The 16635-nt window shown below is 29.0% G+C and carries 39 protein-coding genes and 2 pseudogenes; 14 read left to right on the forward strand and 27 right to left on the reverse strand.

The genetic code is table 11. The annotated features are described in order from the left end of the window. Window positions 1-377: 377 nt before the first annotated feature. The 10 genes and pseudogenes from FVE77_RS12250 to FVE77_RS12535 form a co-directional block, all read right to left on the reverse strand. Window positions 378-668, reverse strand: a pseudogene (locus FVE77_RS12250) (hypothetical protein); the annotation flags it as partial. A gap of 68 nt (window positions 669-736) precedes the next feature. Beyond that, on the reverse strand, window positions 737-919 hold the full coding sequence (locus FVE77_RS12525) for a hypothetical protein (RefSeq protein ID WP_172966432.1): 183 nt from the start codon (window positions 917-919) through the stop codon (window positions 737-739). A gap of 11 nt (window positions 920-930) precedes the next feature. Next, window positions 931-1182, reverse strand: a complete 252-nt coding sequence (locus tag FVE77_RS12255; RefSeq protein ID WP_172966433.1) for a hypothetical protein — start codon at window positions 1180-1182, stop codon at window positions 931-933. Window positions 1183-1580: 398 nt separating this feature from the next. Next, a complete protein-coding gene (locus tag FVE77_RS12260; RefSeq protein ID WP_146967985.1) occupies window positions 1581-1763 on the reverse strand; it encodes a hypothetical protein in 183 nt (60 codons plus the stop codon). A gap of 47 nt (window positions 1764-1810) precedes the next feature. After that, entirely contained in the window at window positions 1811-1999 is a 189-nt protein-coding gene (locus tag FVE77_RS12265) for a hypothetical protein (protein ID WP_146967987.1), read from the reverse strand. 45 nt (window positions 2000-2044) lie between these two features. Further along, complete coding sequence (locus FVE77_RS12270) at window positions 2045-2152, reverse strand: STAS-like domain-containing protein (protein WP_232052999.1); 108 nt, start codon at window positions 2150-2152, stop codon at window positions 2045-2047. A gap of 422 nt (window positions 2153-2574) precedes the next feature. Then, on the reverse strand, window positions 2575-2718 hold the full coding sequence (locus tag FVE77_RS12530) for a hypothetical protein (protein WP_154669767.1): 144 nt from the start codon (window positions 2716-2718) through the stop codon (window positions 2575-2577). 17 nt (window positions 2719-2735) lie between these two features. Beyond that, the gene (locus FVE77_RS13035) at window positions 2736-2870 is read right to left on the reverse strand and encodes a hypothetical protein (RefSeq protein WP_269472258.1); all 135 of its coding nucleotides are present in this window, start codon (window positions 2868-2870) and stop codon (window positions 2736-2738) included. Window positions 2871-3352: 482 nt separating this feature from the next. Further along, a complete protein-coding gene (locus tag FVE77_RS12275; protein WP_146967991.1) occupies window positions 3353-3583 on the reverse strand; it encodes a hypothetical protein in 231 nt (76 codons plus the stop codon). A gap of 16 nt (window positions 3584-3599) precedes the next feature. Next, on the reverse strand, window positions 3600-3827 hold the full coding sequence (locus FVE77_RS12535) for a hypothetical protein (RefSeq protein ID WP_172966434.1): 228 nt from the start codon (window positions 3825-3827) through the stop codon (window positions 3600-3602). A gap of 386 nt (window positions 3828-4213) precedes the next feature. Between FVE77_RS12535 and FVE77_RS12280 the strand changes: the two genes are divergently transcribed. The 13 genes and pseudogenes from FVE77_RS12280 to FVE77_RS12325 all read left to right on the forward strand — a co-directional run bounded on the left by FVE77_RS12280 (window position 4214) and on the right by FVE77_RS12325 (window position 8771). Continuing rightward, entirely contained in the window at window positions 4214-4492 is a 279-nt protein-coding gene (locus FVE77_RS12280; protein WP_146967993.1) for a hypothetical protein, read from the forward strand. 275 nt (window positions 4493-4767) lie between these two features. Continuing rightward, on the forward strand, window positions 4768-4959 hold the full coding sequence (locus FVE77_RS12735; protein WP_172966430.1) for a hypothetical protein: 192 nt from the start codon (window positions 4768-4770) through the stop codon (window positions 4957-4959). Next, window positions 4959-5237, forward strand: coding sequence for a hypothetical protein (locus FVE77_RS12285; protein WP_172966435.1), 279 nt, complete (start codon window positions 4959-4961; stop codon window positions 5235-5237). Before FVE77_RS12735 ends, FVE77_RS12285 begins: the two co-directional genes overlap by 1 nt. Then, complete coding sequence (locus FVE77_RS12290) at window positions 5224-5379, forward strand: enterotoxin type A (RefSeq protein WP_146967997.1); 156 nt, start codon at window positions 5224-5226, stop codon at window positions 5377-5379. The genes FVE77_RS12285 and FVE77_RS12290 overlap by 14 nt, the downstream gene beginning before the upstream one ends. Beyond that, window positions 5348-5788: an ERF family protein gene (locus FVE77_RS12295; RefSeq protein WP_172966436.1), complete on the forward strand. Its 441-nt coding sequence runs from the start codon at window positions 5348-5350 to the stop codon at window positions 5786-5788. Before FVE77_RS12290 ends, FVE77_RS12295 begins: the two co-directional genes overlap by 32 nt. A gap of 237 nt (window positions 5789-6025) precedes the next feature. Beyond that, a complete protein-coding gene (locus FVE77_RS12300) occupies window positions 6026-6304 on the forward strand; it encodes a single-stranded DNA-binding protein (RefSeq protein ID WP_232053000.1) in 279 nt (92 codons plus the stop codon). A gap of 34 nt (window positions 6305-6338) precedes the next feature. After that, complete coding sequence (locus FVE77_RS12305) at window positions 6339-6842, forward strand: siphovirus Gp157 family protein (protein ID WP_146968001.1); 504 nt, start codon at window positions 6339-6341, stop codon at window positions 6840-6842. A 49-nt stretch (window positions 6843-6891) separates the two neighbouring features. Next, entirely contained in the window at window positions 6892-7068 is a 177-nt protein-coding gene (locus tag FVE77_RS12540; RefSeq protein ID WP_154669769.1) for a hypothetical protein, read from the forward strand. Between the two features lie 35 nt (window positions 7069-7103). Then, window positions 7104-7319 (forward strand): hypothetical protein, encoded by a 216-nt coding sequence (locus FVE77_RS12310; protein ID WP_146968004.1) that lies wholly within the window; start codon window positions 7104-7106, stop codon window positions 7317-7319. Window positions 7320-7467: 148 nt separating this feature from the next. Further along, window positions 7468-7635 carry a hypothetical protein gene (locus tag FVE77_RS12545; RefSeq protein WP_172966431.1) on the forward strand — a complete coding sequence of 56 codons (168 nt, stop codon included), beginning with the start codon at window positions 7468-7470 and terminating at the stop codon, window positions 7633-7635. Beyond that, window positions 7602-7771: pseudogene (locus tag FVE77_RS13115) on the forward strand (recombinase family protein); the annotation flags it as partial. The gene FVE77_RS12545 and the pseudogene FVE77_RS13115, both read left to right, overlap by 34 nt. Before the next feature lie 228 nt (window positions 7772-7999). Further along, window positions 8000-8125 carry a hypothetical protein gene (locus FVE77_RS13040; RefSeq protein ID WP_269472259.1) on the forward strand — a complete coding sequence of 42 codons (126 nt, stop codon included), beginning with the start codon at window positions 8000-8002 and terminating at the stop codon, window positions 8123-8125. 406 nt (window positions 8126-8531) lie between these two features. After that, window positions 8532-8771, forward strand: coding sequence for a hypothetical protein (locus FVE77_RS12325; RefSeq protein ID WP_146968008.1), 240 nt, complete (start codon window positions 8532-8534; stop codon window positions 8769-8771). Between the two features lie 296 nt (window positions 8772-9067). Here FVE77_RS12325 and FVE77_RS12330 read toward each other — a convergent pair whose 3' ends face one another. The 17 genes from FVE77_RS12330 to FVE77_RS12565 all read right to left on the reverse strand — a co-directional run bounded on the left by FVE77_RS12330 (window position 9068) and on the right by FVE77_RS12565 (window position 15218). Beyond that, window positions 9068-9397: a hypothetical protein gene (locus FVE77_RS12330; protein WP_146968011.1), complete on the reverse strand. Its 330-nt coding sequence runs from the start codon at window positions 9395-9397 to the stop codon at window positions 9068-9070. A 34-nt stretch (window positions 9398-9431) separates the two neighbouring features. Then, the gene (locus FVE77_RS12550) at window positions 9432-9569 is read right to left on the reverse strand and encodes a hypothetical protein (RefSeq protein WP_154669771.1); all 138 of its coding nucleotides are present in this window, start codon (window positions 9567-9569) and stop codon (window positions 9432-9434) included. After that, complete coding sequence (locus FVE77_RS12740; RefSeq protein WP_172966439.1) at window positions 9566-9730, reverse strand: hypothetical protein; 165 nt, start codon at window positions 9728-9730, stop codon at window positions 9566-9568. The genes FVE77_RS12550 and FVE77_RS12740 overlap by 4 nt, the downstream gene beginning before the upstream one ends. A gap of 251 nt (window positions 9731-9981) precedes the next feature. Beyond that, window positions 9982-10104: a hypothetical protein gene (locus tag FVE77_RS13045; protein ID WP_269472257.1), complete on the reverse strand. Its 123-nt coding sequence runs from the start codon at window positions 10102-10104 to the stop codon at window positions 9982-9984. 22 nt (window positions 10105-10126) lie between these two features. Next, window positions 10127-10300: a hypothetical protein gene (locus FVE77_RS12555; RefSeq protein ID WP_154669772.1), complete on the reverse strand. Its 174-nt coding sequence runs from the start codon at window positions 10298-10300 to the stop codon at window positions 10127-10129. Between the two features lie 241 nt (window positions 10301-10541). Next, on the reverse strand, window positions 10542-10922 hold the full coding sequence (locus tag FVE77_RS12335; RefSeq protein WP_146968013.1) for a hypothetical protein: 381 nt from the start codon (window positions 10920-10922) through the stop codon (window positions 10542-10544). Then, a complete protein-coding gene (locus tag FVE77_RS12340; protein WP_006803928.1) occupies window positions 10891-11241 on the reverse strand; it encodes a hypothetical protein in 351 nt (116 codons plus the stop codon). The genes FVE77_RS12335 and FVE77_RS12340 overlap by 32 nt, the downstream gene beginning before the upstream one ends. A 9-nt stretch (window positions 11242-11250) precedes the next feature. After that, a complete protein-coding gene (locus FVE77_RS12920; RefSeq protein ID WP_232052994.1) occupies window positions 11251-11433 on the reverse strand; it encodes a hypothetical protein in 183 nt (60 codons plus the stop codon). 296 nt (window positions 11434-11729) lie between these two features. Then, window positions 11730-11840, reverse strand: a complete 111-nt coding sequence (locus FVE77_RS13060; RefSeq protein WP_332102989.1) for a M15 family metallopeptidase — start codon at window positions 11838-11840, stop codon at window positions 11730-11732. 258 nt (window positions 11841-12098) lie between these two features. Further along, on the reverse strand, window positions 12099-12410 hold the full coding sequence (locus tag FVE77_RS12930) for a putative peptidoglycan-binding domain-containing protein (RefSeq protein ID WP_232052995.1): 312 nt from the start codon (window positions 12408-12410) through the stop codon (window positions 12099-12101). 97 nt (window positions 12411-12507) lie between these two features. Next, window positions 12508-12714, reverse strand: coding sequence for a glycosyl hydrolase 108 family protein (locus tag FVE77_RS12935; RefSeq protein WP_232052996.1), 207 nt, complete (start codon window positions 12712-12714; stop codon window positions 12508-12510). Between the two features lie 259 nt (window positions 12715-12973). Further along, window positions 12974-13156, reverse strand: coding sequence for a hypothetical protein (locus FVE77_RS12940; RefSeq protein ID WP_232052997.1), 183 nt, complete (start codon window positions 13154-13156; stop codon window positions 12974-12976). Between the two features lie 189 nt (window positions 13157-13345). Further along, a complete protein-coding gene (locus FVE77_RS12365) occupies window positions 13346-13642 on the reverse strand; it encodes a hypothetical protein (protein WP_146968015.1) in 297 nt (98 codons plus the stop codon). Beyond that, window positions 13606-13989 (reverse strand): hypothetical protein, encoded by a 384-nt coding sequence (locus tag FVE77_RS12370; RefSeq protein ID WP_146968017.1) that lies wholly within the window; start codon window positions 13987-13989, stop codon window positions 13606-13608. The genes FVE77_RS12365 and FVE77_RS12370 overlap by 37 nt, the downstream gene beginning before the upstream one ends. Window positions 13990-14085: 96 nt before the next feature. Further along, complete coding sequence (locus FVE77_RS12945) at window positions 14086-14658, reverse strand: hypothetical protein (RefSeq protein ID WP_232052998.1); 573 nt, start codon at window positions 14656-14658, stop codon at window positions 14086-14088. Window positions 14659-14661: 3 nt separating this feature from the next. Then, a complete protein-coding gene (locus FVE77_RS12560) occupies window positions 14662-14817 on the reverse strand; it encodes a hypothetical protein (RefSeq protein WP_154669773.1) in 156 nt (51 codons plus the stop codon). A 251-nt stretch (window positions 14818-15068) separates the two neighbouring features. Beyond that, window positions 15069-15218 carry a hypothetical protein gene (locus FVE77_RS12565; protein ID WP_154669774.1) on the reverse strand — a complete coding sequence of 50 codons (150 nt, stop codon included), beginning with the start codon at window positions 15216-15218 and terminating at the stop codon, window positions 15069-15071. Window positions 15219-15883: 665 nt separating this feature from the next. On the opposite strand from FVE77_RS12565, the gene FVE77_RS12380 reads away from it, so the two are divergent. After that, window positions 15884-16528, forward strand: a complete 645-nt coding sequence (locus FVE77_RS12380) for a hypothetical protein (protein WP_146968020.1) — start codon at window positions 15884-15886, stop codon at window positions 16526-16528. Window positions 16529-16635 lie beyond the last annotated feature (107 nt).

Below are 16635 nucleotides of genomic sequence, written 5' to 3' on the forward strand. Positions count from 1 at the left end.
TTTCATTTCTCTCCTTTCTTAACTCTTATTTTCATCTCACACCTCCTTCCTTTTCTTTTGGGATTTGTTTTTGTAACTTTAATGTTACAAAATAATCAAAAAAATTAATCCTTCAAATAACTAAGGACTTCATTATATCTGTTTCTTCTATTTTGTTTTATGGCTCTTTTAAAGCCTTCATAACTATTGTATCCAAATTTTTCCATCACTTCTTTCATTGTTAAACCTCTTGAAAAAATAAGGCTTTTAATAGTCCTCATTCTTTTTTCTTCTATTTTCAATTTTATCACCTCAAAATCATTATACCTCATTTGTAACATTTTTGCAACAAAATTTTTAAAACAAAAAAGAAGCTTTTTACAGCTTCCTTTTATTTTTTATAATCCTATATCATATACAGCCAGTTTATGTCCGTTTTCTATTATGTTAAAAGTTCCTGCTTGCCCTTTTGGAACTTCAAAGACAATTGTCTGGTCAATTTTGTTTCCAACTGGTATATCATCAAAATTAAATTCTCCAAATTCAACAACACTTACGTCTGGTTTAATTAGTTTTTTATCCTTAGTTTCAATTTGGTAATGTTCTGATATTGCACCTGGCACTATATTTTTTGAAACATTTTCTTTAGTAAGTTTTATAACTATGTATTCATTCCCTTCTTTAGGTTGTGAATACTCTCCTTTTTACAACTTTAACATCTGTTACAGTTTGTGCCGTATTTTCAATTACGCCTCTTTCACCTTTTAAAATACTTGGTAGGTTGCTTTTGTTCGGAAGCTCCATTTGTATTTTCTGCTAATTTTGAAAAAACCAAAGTAAGCACTTCAAAAAATTCTTTATTTTTTCGTCTTGTCCATAAACTTGCCAATTTTACCATTCTTTTCAACACAACATCCATATTTTTCTCATTAAACTTCAAATCTTTTGACTTTAATTTTTCCTCAAAATATTTTGTTGTAAATTCTTCTCCAAGTTTTTCATTTCTTCTTCACTTTTTCCAAAATTTGAAAAAGCTAATGCCATTCCTTGTTGCATAAATTCTGGAAAATAAGAACTCAGATCAGGAGCTTTTATATCAAGATTTACAATTGCTTTGTCTCCTTCCACTTTTGTTTTCTTGATTTTGTAACTCATTTTTTTGTATCCGCTTAAGAAAATTTTTACAGTTTCATCGTTTGCCAAAAGTTCGAATTAGGATTCAACTCCTTTATTTTTTTGCATCTCCAGTTTGAAGTGCCTTTAATACACTTTCTAAATCTTTCTGTGCTTGCGGTGTTCCACAACTGAATACAAATAACATCATCGTCAAAACCAATAATATCTTTTCATTCTTTTCCTCGCTTTCTATTTTATAATTTATTAAATTATATCATATTTCAAAGAAAATTGAAAGTATTAAAAAAACCAGTTAAAAGTGCCTTTACTTATCAGTTAGATATTATACTAAATTTTAAATTTCTTCTAAAAGTTTTTCTAAAATCACTATCTAAAGTTACTAAACAAACATCTTTTTTCTTCACAATATTTACTTATTATTAAATCTGTAAAATCCAAACTAGATAACAACGTTTCTTTATTTTCTATTTTTCATATTCAAAATTATAATGCTCAACTTCAAATTCTTGATGCAGAAGAATGTCATTTATTATCTTTATTATTCCTGCGTTTGAAATTTTAAACTCAGGAGTTTTTCGATAATCTTTTTTAGTAAATTTTTCATCTTTAAGTTTACTTATTTTATAGTCTTCAAAAGCAGCATTCAATGCTAAATTATAAAATTCTGATATAATGGGAATTATTATCTTTATTTTTATTTTTTTATTTTACAATCTATGAGTAAATCTTCTATTTTTGAAATGTAGTTTTGGTTTATCGTATTATTTTTGTTTATTTCAGGATGATAGAGGTTTACCAGAACATTTGTATCAAATATTACTTTTTTTTCATTAATTGTTCTTAAATCATAATTATTTAGATGAGTAAAATATTTTTGATCCATTTTTAGACACCTCTATCTGATTAGCTACAACTTCGTTGGCATTATTTATTTTATGTTGTCAATTGTTTCCTCTGAAAATTCTCCATAAAGTTTCCCTATTGAAACATTAAAAAATCTTGTTGTGCTCGCCTCGATTCCACTAAAATCTAACACGATTTCTTCGTTCTTTTTTATCCCTTTTCTAATTCTTTGTGCAAAATTTCTCCTTTTTCAGCTTTAATTGCAAATTCTGTTTTAATTAATTCTTTTACATTTATTTCCATTTTCCTCCTTTAAGCTATCATTATCTTTTATAATAAATATCAATAATAATCGTTGTTCCTTTATATTTGTTAGTTAGTCTATTATAAACTGTTTTCTGTTTTTATCAACAGAATAATAATCATACCGAAACTACTGTTATATTCCCTTCTAATTCTTCAACCATTTCTTTTAAATCATACAAACCATAACCGCCCGATGTTCCATCTTTTCTTGTGGTTGTACCTTCTTTAAATATCCATTCTATACATTTTTATTTGATAAATTAGGTTTAACTTCTTTTACCTTTTCATTTATTGTTTTTCCTAAATTGCTTACCGAAAAGAAAGTTTGCTAAGTCTAGGATAATACTGCCCACATATATATGCTACCGCTGTTTCTCCATGTTCATAACTATTGTTAGTAATTTCTCCAATATTACTTAATAGATAGCTATAAATCAAATTACTATTATTCAATAACTTTTTCTCTAATATTATATTTTTATTTTTCCAAATGTATCATTCTCATTTTCTTGCTTCTTTAACATTGTAAAATCCAGCATTGTCTTATAATTATCTTCAGATATTCTAATTTCATTATTAAATAATTTTAAATATTTGTTTTGCAAAAAAAATCTATTATTTCACTCTTTATTTCATTGTAATATATTTTTCATGTGTCTGAAACAACTGCTGGTTAATAGTGTGAAAAGCGGAAGCAACAAGCTTCAAAAAACCTTATCTCTTTCATATTATAGTATAGCTTGTTATCTTTTGCAGATAACAAATTATTTAAAATTGTATTATTTCAAATTTATTTTTCATTTCTTGGAGAAAATCTATATGTTCCACATTTTTCTCCGTATCTTAACTATAGTTTTCCTCAATAAACCCTTTTAAATCTCTTTTTTATTTATCTTTATTTCCCAAATCTACTTTTAAACTCCGCCAATCTCATCAATGCTTTTCTTCTTCTTTTCCAACAAAATAATCCTCTAGCGGAATGTAATTAAATAAAAATTCTGCCAAAAATAAATTTGCTTCGTTTTCTAGCTGGTTGGAAAATCCAAAAAATTATCTTTCATAAAAGAAATATCTTTTGTTGGATGCTTCAATACGGCATGTCTAACTCGTGTAACAGCACTATAATTATCATTAATTCAGAAAGTTTGCTGTTAATCATTATTAAACTGACTCCAGCGTTTCTTACATGAAATCCTTTTATTTTTCCTAAATACTGAAATATTATTTCAACGCCTGCTCTTTCATAAATTTCAAAAGGATTCTTTGTTCTGTATTTTTCTATCAGATTTTTTACTCTTAATACAAAATTCTTTTTCATATTCCTCCAATAATGGCTATTTTTTATTTTTCTTATCCCTTTTTATTTCTTTTGATCTAAAATATGCGTTATTCAGAGCAAGCATTAACTTGTCTTTGTCTTCTTCCGAAACATTTTCATCATTAAAGAAAAATACGGCATTATCTTCTAAAAATTTCTCTCTTTGCAATTTTTCTCTTCTGTTCAATTGTAAAACCCTATCATCGTCTATTTTATCTAAGGCAGCACCAGCCAGATTAAACAATTCTATTTTATTTAGATTAAATATTTCTGCTAAAGCCGATAAAACTTTTATTGGAACTTTTTCGTGTTCCTCATTCTCTAATCTTTTTATACTTGTGTGACTGTAATTAATATTTTTCCTTTTAATTTATTCTCTACTTGTCGCAAAGTTAAATTTCTTTGCTCTCTCTTTTCTTTTAATAATTCCCCTAGTTTCATAAGTATTCCTCCTGCTTTCTTATTCTAATTTTACCACATTTTTTCAAAAAGTAACAATTTTGTTACAAAAAAGTGTTGCATTTTTGTTACAAATGTGTTATAATAATTTTGTAGTCAAGATAAGACTACTTTTTTAAAGGAATTTATGTAACAAAACGTTACATAATGTTATAAATAGGAGATGATAAAATGACAGCTTTAGAAAAAGTAAGAGGCGTAATATTCGATTTAATTGATAGTGAAGAACTAAAGGTAAACGATAACGATGAAATCGAATATACTCAAGAATGGTTGAACAATTGGCTTATGAGCTGGATATTGGACGGAGCCACAACAAAGGAAGTTATGAAAATTCGTGAATATTTTGAGAACTTTGAATATGAGGAACAAGTTGAAAAAAGTTATCAAGTTGGAGTAATAACATACGACAACGGACATCAGAAGCAGAGTGGGAAGATGAAATTGTAGATGTAACTGTAACAACTAAAAAAAATAGCATAGGAGGAATAACAATGAATTTTGAATCGGTAACATTAGTAAACAGCAATAACGAGAAAATGAAAAAGGAATTAAAACAGCAAAGAAACTAAAAAATAGAATCAAAAGGCTGTTTAACAAAAAACAACCAAAGCCACTACTTTTTAATCCGAACTGGAAATAAATTGATATTTTACCAAGCCCATAAGCGATTGTGGGTTTGGATAAGATATTAATAATCTTAAATAAATTTCAGGAGGCAAAATATGACAATAAGAGAACAGCTGGAAAAAGAAATGGATAAACAGGAAATTGAAGAAATGGAGGAAAAAATGCTGACAACAAAGAGTGCAATAAAATGGATAATTCTAATTATAACAACTGCTCTAATGCAGATTGAAACGATTAGAGTTAAAGGGCATTGGATATTTGGCGGTAATACAGTGTTTCCATTTTAATGGCACTACTACTATGGTATGTGCCAAGCAGAATTAAGGAATTTATGGGTCTTGTAAAAGGGAGAATTTTTTTAAAGGAGAAAACTATGTGGATAAAAATTAAAGATATTTTACTTAATTTGTCAAATTTTCATACTATAGGAAAAAGGGAATTTGAAATAAAATTTTCGTATTCTCAAGAAGTCTTTGTTCTTCGTTTTGATACACAAGAAGAATGTGATAGAGAATTTGAAAGAATCGAGAAATTATTGCTGAACCAAAATAATGTTTACAGATGACTATATAAAACAACAAAACGCAAGTCTTAACTTTTTAAGAATCTTTAAGAACTTGCAGGAACTTAACAAGGAATTAAAACAAGACAATGATAAATGGGAGGAAAAGAATAATGAACATTTACGAAAAATTACAAAAGGCTAGAGTTGAATTGCAAAGTTTGGGATTGAAAATGGGAGGGCATAATAAATTTTCCGGCTTTAAATATTTTGAACTAAAAGACTTCTTGCCAAAAGTGAATGAAATATTTGAAAACTTAAAACTTTTTTCAAAATTTGATTTGCTAGAAAACGAAGGTGTATTAACTGTAATTAATACAGAGAAAACGGACGAAACAATCACTTTTGTAACTCCAAAGGCTGAAATAGTTTTAAAAGGACAGAATGGATTACAAATGATAGGAAGTACGCATACTTATTTAAAACGTTACTGTTATCTAAACGCTTTAGAAATAGTGGAAGACGATATGATTAACGCAACAATTGACAAAGATAAGCAACAAAATAAACCTAAAGAATATTCGACAGAAGAGGAGAAAATCAAAAGCAGTTAAATATATAAATGAACATTTAAAAGGAAATGAAAAGAGATAGATAAATATTTACTCGCTAATTCAACAGACAATTTAAGCAAAGTTCCAATTAAAGATTTAGAAAAATTATGTAACTATATAAAAACAATAAGCAAAAGAAGGGAGCATAAATTATGAACGTAGCAATATTAATGGGAAGATTAACACGAGATCCGAGCTAAAATATACATCAAACGGAAGGCATATACAACTTTTACATTGGCTGTACAGAAAACAAAAGATGAAGCTGAGTTTATCGACTGTGTGGCTTGGGAAAAGACGGCTGAGAATATAGCAGAATATTTTGGGAAAGGCAACAGAATATTAATACAAGGACGTTTAAGCGTAAACAGTTACGAACAGAACGGAGAAAAAAGGAAATTTACAAGAGTTTTGGCAAATACTTTTGAATTTATTGACAGCAAAAACAGTGGTAACGGTGAAAATAATAACAGAAATCGTTATGATTCTGATGAGGACGAAGGATTTCCTTTTTGATAAGAATAAGAAATGATAGAAAGGAGAAAACAAAATGAATAATTTGAGTTTAATAAAATACGAATTAAAAGAAATAAATAATATAATAAATTTTTTGGATAACCAAAATAATGAATTGGACGAACAAACAATAAATGATACAAAAGAAAGTGTTTCATTGCTATTAGAAGAAAAATCGGACCAACTGGAATTACTATTGAAAGATTTAGAATTAAAAGCAGAAAATGCAAAGAAATTGCTGATTTCTATACTAAAAAAGCAAAACAAGCAAGCGAAAGAAAAAAGCACTAAAAGTTTAATCTTAGAAGCCATGCAAGGATTGGATGTTAAGAGAATAGAAACTGAAACAGGTACATTTACAATTAAAAATAACAATCCATCTTTAGTGATTGACGACAAAAGTTTAATACCAGCAAAATTTGTAACTATGATTCAGAGCGATAAAATAGAAAAAGAAGAAATCAAAAAAGCAATTAAGAACGGAGAAGAAATTGCTGGAGTACATTTGGAGACTTCGCAAAGTTTACTTGTAAGATAAAAGAGAGGATTAATTGAGGGTACTTTTGTAACAAACAGGAGGAGAACAAATGAGCAAATACAAGGTAGGATTTTATGCAAACAGCAATGCAAATGCTTTCTGTACAAATGCTGAAGTTATAGATTTAGTCGATGATTACGGCTATACAGAAAAAGAGGCGGAAGAAATAATAAATGATGAAGAAAAGTTAGAAAAAAATTTGATGTTTGGTTATGGGATACTATAGAAACAGGCTTTCAAGTTCTCAAAACAGGAGAGAAGTTGAGGATTGGGAAAGAATGGATCAATGATAAAACATGCCGAAATTTACAAAATAAAATTGAAAATGAAATAAGATTCATAGCAAAAGTGTATATTGACAGAGAAGAAATACAAGAAGAAAGTTTTAGCGGTCCAACTTTTGAAGAGACTGCTAAACACGTTTCAAAAGATTGTGTTATATCGAATTATTTTGATATGACGGAAACGGAGGGATAATGAAAAATAAGGAAGAAATATTAAAACTATTATACAAAATCAAAGCAGAACAGGACAAAAGGAGAGCATAGATGAAAGCCATTATATATGCTAGGGTTAGCACAGAAATGCAGGAAGAGGGGCGTTCACTTGAGTTTCAGATAAGAAAATGCGAAGATTTTGTAAAATGAGCGGTTACAAATTAAAAGAAGTTATACAGGACGTAGAAAGCGGAGGTAATGATAATCGTGAAGGCTTTCTTAAATTACAACAGGAAATCAAAAGAAATCATTTGATGTGCTTGTGGTTTACGAGAGTTCTCGTATTTCACGTATAACTTTAACTATGTTAAATTTTGTTTTGGAACTTCAAAAAAGTAATATAAAATTTGTATCTATCTCACAATCTGAAATAAATACAACAACCCCACCGGTATGTTGTTCTTTCAAATATTTGCTGTGTTAGCAGACTACGAAAGAAAACAAATATCAATGAGGGTAAAGTCAAATAAATGGGCTAGAGCCAAAGCAGGAATATGGCAAGGTGGAAATATCCCAATTGGCTATAAAAAGACGAACATAATAATATTGTAATAGATCACGAAACTTCTGAAGATGTAATAAGTATTTTAATACATACTTAAATACTAAAAGTATTTCTGAAACAGCAAGTATATTTAATAGAAATATTTCATCTATTAAATGGATTCTACAAAACAGTTTTATATCGGCAATCTTATGTATGGTAGAAAAGAAAATAATATTAATACTGGAGAAGTTAAGATAAACAAGGAAATAACAATATTTAAGGAAATCACCAAGCATTAATAAGGAAGATCTATTCAGAGAAGTGCAAAATGTTATTCAAGCAACGTGTAATACGTAAAGAAGGCAAATTTTATTCACAGCGTAATACTGGAATGTACCTGTGGTGGAAAAATGTTTAAAACAGCGTTAATTACAGATGTGATAAATGTAAAAGGCAATATCCATGAATAAAGCCGAAAAGTTTATAATACGTAAATTATTGAATTTGAAAGAATTAGAGTTTTAAACGAAAAGCCTAATTTAGAAAAGTATAAAAGAGATAGAGAAAATATAGACAAGCAAATCAAAAAATAGATAGAGAAAGAACTAAGTATTTAGAATTATTTACTAAAGAATTGATAAATGAATTTGAATTAAATGATAAACTTGAGGAACTGAAAATAGAAAACGAGTATTTGAAGATTCCTTGAATGATATTGATAGAATAATAAAAGATAAAACAATAAGTGAAGAAAAATTGGACAATATAAAAATCTTAAAAGAAGTGTTAGAAAATATGGATGAAACAGATAGATATAATTTATTCTTGATGTTCAGAATGCTAATAAAAGGTGAAAATAAAAAAATATCAACCTTTAGAAGTGCTGATATTACTGAACTAATCCACTATTTTATGTGGGTTTTATGGTGCGAAAGTACGCACTAATCTTAACCACACATACTTAGAGCACTATTTATATTGATTATTATAATATACCTCTATCAATGCCAGAACATTGATAGAGAAATAAAATAACTCTTTACAAATTCATTTTATCAAATCCTTATCAAAAAAATCAAGGAGCGATAAATGAAAGATTTGAAAATTTTGAAAATAAAACGGAAACAGCTATAAAACAAAAGAGAGCGATTAAGCTCTCTTTTTATAATTCTTCAATGGTATGCGGAACACCTATTGGGAAAATACTGTTTTTTATAACAGCGTTTATATCCTCTGTAATTTTACTCGTAATAAATTTGTGATGTATTTTTCAATCTTTTGACTTCTTTTTCGTCTTTAATACTACTCTCCGACATAATTGAAATTATGTATTCTGAATCCATGTTCAATATTTCATAATCATTGTTTGAAATTTTAAGTTCAAACGATATTTTTTTCATTTCTGCACCTTTTTTTATCTCAGTAAATCTCGGAGATTTAAATTGTAAATCCATTTTTAAAGTTCGGTTATCTGAATTATTGAATTTTTCTACTAATTTTTCCTGTATATTAAGTTTTGAATTTATTAACCGTATATCATCTATCAAAATTTTTCTATTTATTTTTTTCATTTGAATCACCCTTCTTTCGTGTTCTTGACATCTTTTATTTGTAAAACAGGTCGGATATCTCCAAAACACTTTCCTTTATAAGCAAGTCATCTTTAATCGTGATTGTCCTTTTGGCATCTTCATTTGTATCTAACGTAATTGTCAAATCAAGTTGCTCAGGATTTTTTTTCACATAATTTGAAACAGCTCGTTTAATATCATTTTGTAAAACTCTTCCGAAATAATACTTATCTCACAATCATCCGTATCAAGATATTTTGATGCCATCTCTTCAAATTCATCAGTAAAATAAGAATACAGATACATTTTTTTTGAAATAATTTCAGAAATCAAAAGTTTGTTTAATGTTTTACAAATTCATCATCTTCTTCGTAAACCGAGTTTATAACGAGTTCATATTGTTCAAATTCATCGTTATAAAATACAAAAGCCTCTAAATCATTATAAGTTTCAGATAGCTTCTTCAGTATTTTTTAGCACCAAATTTTATTTCTTCATTTTTCATTTCTACACCTACCTTTATTCTTCATTACTTTCTACATCCATTATTTCAAGAATTTCATCATAAATTTCATCAAAAATATCTAAAGTCTTTTTAAATAATTCACATTATTAACTTGTAAAAAATCATCTTTATAATCAGCCTTTAACCTGTAATCAGAACATTTTTCTAATCTTCCTACTAATAAAAGCGCTTTTTCTTGCACATCTTTTTTATCATTTTAGGTATTATGTTCTTGTCGCAATGTTTATTAAACATTCTGATTGTATATCGGTGTGAATCCTTTTATCTCCTGTATTTTTTACTTTATTTAAAACTCTTGTTAATTGCATTATTCTTATATAAATGGCATAGTAGTATCTTCCTACTGCTGAATTACAATGAGGATTATCTAGTGCCATTAATACGTTTCCTGCATTTTAAATTCTTCAGATTTTTTCTCTAAAGCAATTCTAGTATCCTTGTATGGTTTCATAATTCCTCCTCACTGTGATATGTTACATATGTTATCATTTTTATTGCAAAAGTGCAACAAAAATTTTAATACTGCATCGTATATCTATTACAATTATACCCTAAAAATTTGAAAATATTAAATATTTTTTGTATTTTTTCAATATATTTTAATTCAGTTGACTTTTTTCATTTCACAAAAAAAGATAGCCATTTCTGGCTACCCTTATTCACTTCATTCATTTTTTTGTTGTAATAATACAATATTATCAAAGACACTATTATACTTAACGTGACTATTATAAGATTTTCCACCAAGGATTTTTCTCTTAACTGCTCTATTAGATGTATCTTTTGCGTTTTATTTTCCAGGATCAATTTTTCTATATTTCTTTTGTACTGCCAGTCTCTCTGTGCTACTGACAAAATTGAACTGACAGTATAAAGCAAAATCAATTTCACTATCCCTTTATTTGCAAAATTTATCTTTTCACTTTCTTGAAAATCCTTATGCCTTTTATCCTTAAATATTAAATCCCTAATCGTCTTTTTTGCCCCAACTGTCGCCATTGTTCCCACCACCTAACCATTTATCAATAAGCCTGTCCAACGCCTTTGGCACTTTGTCCTCAAGAACTTCAATTATCAGTTCCACAAAATATCCTACAACAATTATCAGCAACATCACTACAATATCTATTTCAGGAATCTTTTTCAGGAATCCCAAATACATCAATACATATAAAGCCAATGCCATTATTCCGTACAGAAGTCTAACCGCTATCGGATTTATTTTCAAGTGATTGTTTACCCTGTACAGCAAATTCCCTAATGTTCCTAAAATTAGACCATACGCTATAAATACCACATCTACCAAGTAATTTTCCATTTCTGCTCCTTATTTATGAATTTTAAAGTATGTTTTGTTTCCTGCTTTTTCTACATCGAAAATTTGTCGCAATATAACTTTTAAGTCAAATGTTTTTCTAGCTTCCTTTAAGACTTCTGTCAGAACTTCTTCCCCAACTTCTTCAGCAAAGTTAGGAATCCATTTTCTGTCAATTGTTTTTTCTTTTTCCAATAACTCTTCTAATTTATCCCAAAAGCTTCATACACTTGATTAAATTTTTCTGCTCCAGCTTTTCCTTTTGCAACTATTTCTGTTTTGTAAATTAAAGTCTTCCCTAATTCTAAAATTTTACCTGTCAAATATATTTTGCTAATTTATCCATTTTCATCTCTCCTTTTCCTTGTTTTTATTAATATCGTTTCTAATGTGGCTAGCAAGCTTTACAGTGAATTTTTCTTGCCAGCCAGCCATTTATACCAAAATTGTTTTAACGCTTGTATTCAGCTTGTACTCAAGCCATTTGTACATTACTTCAGTTCAAAATGTGGTGTATCTTTCATTTTCCAGTTTCCACCCCATTCGACATTTATATTTTTACTTTTGCTACTGCCAAGATGTGATTTGCAATTAATTTTAATTTTTTCTCGTCATACCCTTCTTCAGATGTAAATTTTCTATATACTCCATTTTCGACAACTCCGCAAGGGAAAATATCGACAGCATGTCCGAATCCATCAGATTTTATTTGATGATTAGATTTAAATTTTTTCCCATCGCAATTTGTTACTTTTGGTCCAGGTAAAGTTCTGCCTTTTGATACAAGGCAAACTGTTCTTCCGTTGTCCTAGCTCCGTCTGTAATTCTAAAATCAAATGGGCTATTTTCAATTGCTTCTTTCATAACTTCAACCAGCTTTGATGTACTTTTTCCATTTTGTCCAAACTTGTTTGGCTGAAAGAATATGTTTTGTTCTCTGTTACTACATTTTCCTTATCCCAGTCTCTCAAATACTCCTCCTTTTTTTGAATCCTGTTCAGCCATCCTGTCAAAAATTTTTCTTGAGTCCTGTCAGCTTCAACTTTTCCTTTGTAATAGATTCTTTGTAAGTTATGATAAACTTCTAAAAATTTTTCAGGATCTACTGCATTTAATGCATCTAATGTTTTGTTTCCGATTATTCCGTCTACATCAAGATTTGCATTTGTCAATTGGTTTATAGCAATCTGTGCGTTTTTTGTTCCATTTCTTCCTAATTAACTGCCCAGTCACATATTGATAAAGCCACTTTGTCATCCACGACTTTATCTAATTTATTCCCAAGATAATATTTTTTAGATATATATTTTTTGCGAAGTCTTTTGTCAAGTCTTGCATATCTCCCTTATATCCAAAGTCTCTTGCTTCTTCTTCTGTAATTCCATACTTAGTTTTTCCGCCCTTGTCATTTTCGTCATCAGAATAACCTCCCTCAACTCTTAACAAATAGTCAAAAATTCTTTCAAATCTTTCCATACTAAACCACTTCCTTTTTCTCATTTTTCTTTATATCTTTTTCCACTGTTTCAGTTATTAGAACAATATTATCCCCTTCAAGCATGGCATCTGTTACTTTTAATACTTTCCCTGCTCCATGATTTCGGTTCCGATTAAATTCCTTATTTCCATTTTCACTCCGCCTTTCTTCCTAACAGTTCCATATCTTTTAAATATTTGTATAATTTGGCTGGGCTAAATTGATTAGCCTTCAGTGTCTTTAAATTGTACAAATATTTCAAATATTTAGATCGGAAAAGCACAGCTCCGAACAGAAGTACCTGTCCTTATGCTCAATTCCCAGCTCCAATAATTGGCTAAAGAAAATTGCACCGTAGTCGTATCCTTTGCCCTTCAGTTTCATAAACTCTTCTAGCACAACTGGAATTTCAATGTGGCTATCCAGTTCAAAAATATCCATATTATCCTTATAGACAAAAGGCTTTATACGTACTCCTCCAGGATTTGATAAATATACATAGTCATTATAGATGAATTCGCAATGAGAATACTTCCCTAATGTCCTTAATGTTATCAGAAAGCCTATGATACTCTTTGGCTTATGGAAGCTGATATATAGCTTGTCTTTTCTAATTGCATAAATACCTCCTTACATATTTTTATACGCTTTTTCATATCTATCCTTAGCATCATACTCTTTTAACTCTTTATCGGTTAAATTTTCTAAGCTGTGAGACAGTAATGTTTCAGTAGCCATGGCTTTAGTTGTTTGTGACTGCATTATATTCGCCATTTTCATCATGTCCTGCAACGTCAGATTCACGTACTTCTCACTGCTGTATTTTGTGTAAAATTTCCAGTTTTCAAATTCCGTCTTTTTCATCGCTTGACACATTACTACTATTCTTGTTAAGTTGGACTGGTCAATACTTCTATTATTCTGCAAGTATTTAACCCTCCTACTTCGAACTCAAATGGGGCAACATCGTATTCAAGTCTTATATCATAGAGTTCATTTTTTATCTGTTCTATGCGTTTTTTCCTATTTAACTTGATGATGTTATTTTCAACATACTCGCATTCAGATAGTTCAACTGTTTTGACTTCTCCATCTGCAAATATTTCATTATCCGCAAGAGTGTATTTTTCTGCCTTATACAGCTCCTCTTTTGTCGCCTCTCTTAGATTTCCGTTATCCAAAACTGGATTTTGATATTCTGATTCGTTCCAGATATGCTTTTCTGAATCCCAATTTGGGTAAAACAGATTAGGACTGCTTTTAAACTCTTCCAAGTTAGTGATAATCGGTCTCGCTATTATTCCGAGACTTTTTTTTGTTATAGATTACAACATTCATTTATATTTTCCTCCTTATCCTCTGATGTTTTTTTATTTAATGAAATAAGAAACGTTTGCATAAATTGTACCTTGAAAGTTGATTGATGACTCCCAAGTTATACGCCCATCTGTCCCTATTCTTATAGTTCCCGAGTTATTGCTGTTCCAAAAAAAACTGGGGCAGAAATACTTACGTTTGGACGATACCCGGCTGGCAATGTAGCTAAGACAGTTCCTCTGGGCAAGGAGCCTGTCAGATAATAGTTGCTGTCCCAAGTAAGAATCACTAAATTCCTTTTTAGAAAGAGTGATTCCTTTTTCAGCCATAAACTTAGTTTCAGTTTTGGAAAAATCTTCTATCCTATCTGAAATTGGCTTATTAGAAATAGCCCTAAATTTAGTAACATCATTGTAAGTCAAATTCGTGTCTGCTATGCACTCATAATAGAACTTGGTCACATTGTCATAATAAAATTTACCTTTTGTCTTGTTTCCAATATCTTGTATATTTCCACCAAATTGTAAACCTAGAATTTCAGCTAATCTCGAACTAACTAAATAATTTCGTCCATATTTTTTTAGTAATATGCGTGATACTCGGAAAAAACATCGGCAATTCTTCAAGTATCAAATTTCTTGATACAAAATAATAAGTTTATTTTCAATTATTTCTTCTTTTGCCCAGGCTGGAGCTTCATACAATAAAGCAAATAATATTCCTTGCTGTGCATTTATTTTCCACTCCATACATTTGGCATTGTTTAAATATGTCGAGAATCTCATTTCCTACACCTCTTCAGTAATTATACTAAATTTGATATAATCAAATTATGAAAATACAGTATGCACTTCATTTGAAGTGCTTTTTTATATAAAACACCTTTTGAATCACATATTTTTCAAGCACTTCTTTAAATCGTTCAAACGAAGCCTTTTAAATTTTATTTTAAACTCAGCATTTCTGTTCCTATTTCCGTTCAATCTCTTAAATTCGTTTCTAATTGATTTGACAATTATATCAAATTCATCTTCGGTTACACCTTCTTCTTCAATAATTTCAAAACTTTCAAAGTTACACCATGCACTCTTTTTATATTTTCTCTTGGATTGATGTATAACTGCTTTATTCTCGGATTTGACGGTCTAGGAGTTGTCGGCTTAGGATTCGTACCTCTTGTTTGCATTTCTCTTGCCTCCTTATTTTTCCTTTTTTGATTTTGTGTTATAATATCAACAAAACAAAGGAGAACTACTATGAACTCTATTGATTTGAAAATATTAAAATATATTTCTGAAAGAAAAAGTTAGGTATAACGATTTATTAAAACGATTCAATCATCATTCAAGAGATGTTTTAGATATAAGGATCGATAATATTTTTTGAATATGTTTCAAATTATTACGACAATAACATTAATGACGATATTATTGAAATTAATCCTAACGGCATTGCCTTTCTTGAAGATTTTAAAATTGAACGTAAAATAAATTTATTACTGAACTTAAAATCTTTTCACTTAAAATATTAACTTCTATTTTTGTTCCAATATTAACAAGTATTTTAACAACAATTGTTGTATGGTATCTAATAAATCATTGGAAATGGTTCGCTTTGATTTTTAAAGCTACTAACTAAAGTATCTAGCCAAAATATACAGTGTTATTATTGATGTTGTTGCTGATAAAATTATTTGTAGCAATATCTTTTCAATTCATTTCTCACGCCTCCCTTATTTCATTTTTACCTCCTTTTGAGTTATAATAATATCGCCAAACATATTAAAACTGAAAGGTGTTGATTATCTTATTCTAAAAATCACTTGCTTCTATGGAAGCTGCTCAAAGATTGATGAATAATCCTAATATTCAAAGAATCCAATTAGCAATGAATAATGTTCAAAAATTACAAGAAGCTATTAATAATTCAGCATTCCAAAGTGTTAATTTAATCAATCAACAAATGAGTTTTGCTAATTTGACTAATCTAAATATCTTGGCAAAACAAATTAATTTTCACGATATTCACAGACAATTTGAATCCATAAGTTCAAATCTTAAAATTTTATATGAAATTTATCTAAAAAATCATAATTACTGGAATAATGTTATAAATTCCGCTATTGACGCTTACAATTCTACTCAAGAAGAGGAATTTGAAGTTGTTATCGAAAATTTTCCAGTTATTTTTTTGAAACCTCGATTAAATGAATATATCAGGATATTTCAAAACTTGGACGAAAATATTTCTGTTTATTTAGGATTTGCAAGTTATATTTTTCTTTGGCTTGCACCATATGCGACATTTGTTCCTGCTTTAGAGCCTGTTTTATTAGAAGTTCTCAAATGGATTGTTGAAGTTTTAAAATCTTTTGGTGTTATAGTTTTGGAATATAAAACTCCAAAGAAATTTGCTGAACTTACTTTTGCTATTGGAACTCCTGCTTTTATTTCTTTTATTTTTAGAAAACTTTCTAAAAGTAACGTACAAAATTGATTTAATCAATAAATACAACATTGCAAAGGTAGTGAATACATCACTATCTTACTAATTTTTCTGAAAAAATGATAAATTATCATAGAAATTATCAGTGCTATTATATC

The organism is Leptotrichia hofstadii (genome assembly GCF_007990525.1).
GTDB lineage: Bacteria > Fusobacteriota > Fusobacteriia > Fusobacteriales > Leptotrichiaceae > Leptotrichia > Leptotrichia hofstadii.

Coding starts and splice junctions, on each gene's coding strand:
- FVE77_RS12265 (WP_146967987.1), bottom strand. CDS start 1,999: ATGGATCAAAAATATTTTACTCATCTAAATAATTATGATTTAAGAACA.
- FVE77_RS12735 (WP_172966430.1), top strand. CDS start 4,768: ATGACAATAAGAGAACAGCTGGAAAAAGAAATGGATAAACAGGAAATT.
- FVE77_RS12290 (WP_146967997.1), top strand. CDS start 5,224: ATGTTTACAGATGACTATATAAAACAACAAAACGCAAGTCTTAACTTT.
- FVE77_RS13040 (WP_269472259.1), top strand. CDS start 8,000: ATGGATTCTACAAAACAGTTTTATATCGGCAATCTTATGTATGGTAGA.
- FVE77_RS12275 (WP_146967991.1), bottom strand. CDS start 3,583: ATGAAAAAGAATTTTGTATTAAGAGTAAAAAATCTGATAGAAAAATAC.
- FVE77_RS12295 (WP_172966436.1), top strand. CDS start 5,348: ATGAACATTTACGAAAAATTACAAAAGGCTAGAGTTGAATTGCAAAGT.
- FVE77_RS12285 (WP_172966435.1), top strand. CDS start 4,959: ATGGCACTACTACTATGGTATGTGCCAAGCAGAATTAAGGAATTTATG.
- FVE77_RS12555 (WP_154669772.1), bottom strand. CDS start 10,300: ATGGCACTAGATAATCCTCATTGTAATTCAGCAGTAGGAAGATACTAC.
- FVE77_RS12330 (WP_146968011.1), bottom strand. CDS start 9,397: ATGAAAAAAATAAATAGAAAAATTTTGATAGATGATATACGGTTAATA.
- FVE77_RS12380 (WP_146968020.1), top strand. CDS start 15,884: ATGAATAATCCTAATATTCAAAGAATCCAATTAGCAATGAATAATGTT.
- FVE77_RS12335 (WP_146968013.1), bottom strand. CDS start 10,922: ATGGCGACAGTTGGGGCAAAAAAGACGATTAGGGATTTAATATTTAAG.
- FVE77_RS12340 (WP_006803928.1), bottom strand. CDS start 11,241: ATGGAAAATTACTTGGTAGATGTGGTATTTATAGCGTATGGTCTAATT.
- FVE77_RS12560 (WP_154669773.1), bottom strand. CDS start 14,817: ATGAGATTCTCGACATATTTAAACAATGCCAAATGTATGGAGTGGAAA.
- FVE77_RS12305 (WP_146968001.1), top strand. CDS start 6,339: ATGAATAATTTGAGTTTAATAAAATACGAATTAAAAGAAATAAATAAT.
- FVE77_RS12545 (WP_172966431.1), top strand. CDS start 7,468: ATGCGAAGATTTTGTAAAATGAGCGGTTACAAATTAAAAGAAGTTATA.
- FVE77_RS12940 (WP_232052997.1), bottom strand. CDS start 13,156: ATGGATATTTTTGAACTGGATAGCCACATTGAAATTCCAGTTGTGCTA.
- FVE77_RS12540 (WP_154669769.1), top strand. CDS start 6,892: ATGAGCAAATACAAGGTAGGATTTTATGCAAACAGCAATGCAAATGCT.
- FVE77_RS12935 (WP_232052996.1), bottom strand. CDS start 12,714: ATGGAAAGATTTGAAAGAATTTTTGACTATTTGTTAAGAGTTGAGGGA.
- FVE77_RS12565 (WP_154669774.1), bottom strand. CDS start 15,218: ATGCAAACAAGAGGTACGAATCCTAAGCCGACAACTCCTAGACCGTCA.
- FVE77_RS12280 (WP_146967993.1), top strand. CDS start 4,214: ATGACAGCTTTAGAAAAAGTAAGAGGCGTAATATTCGATTTAATTGAT.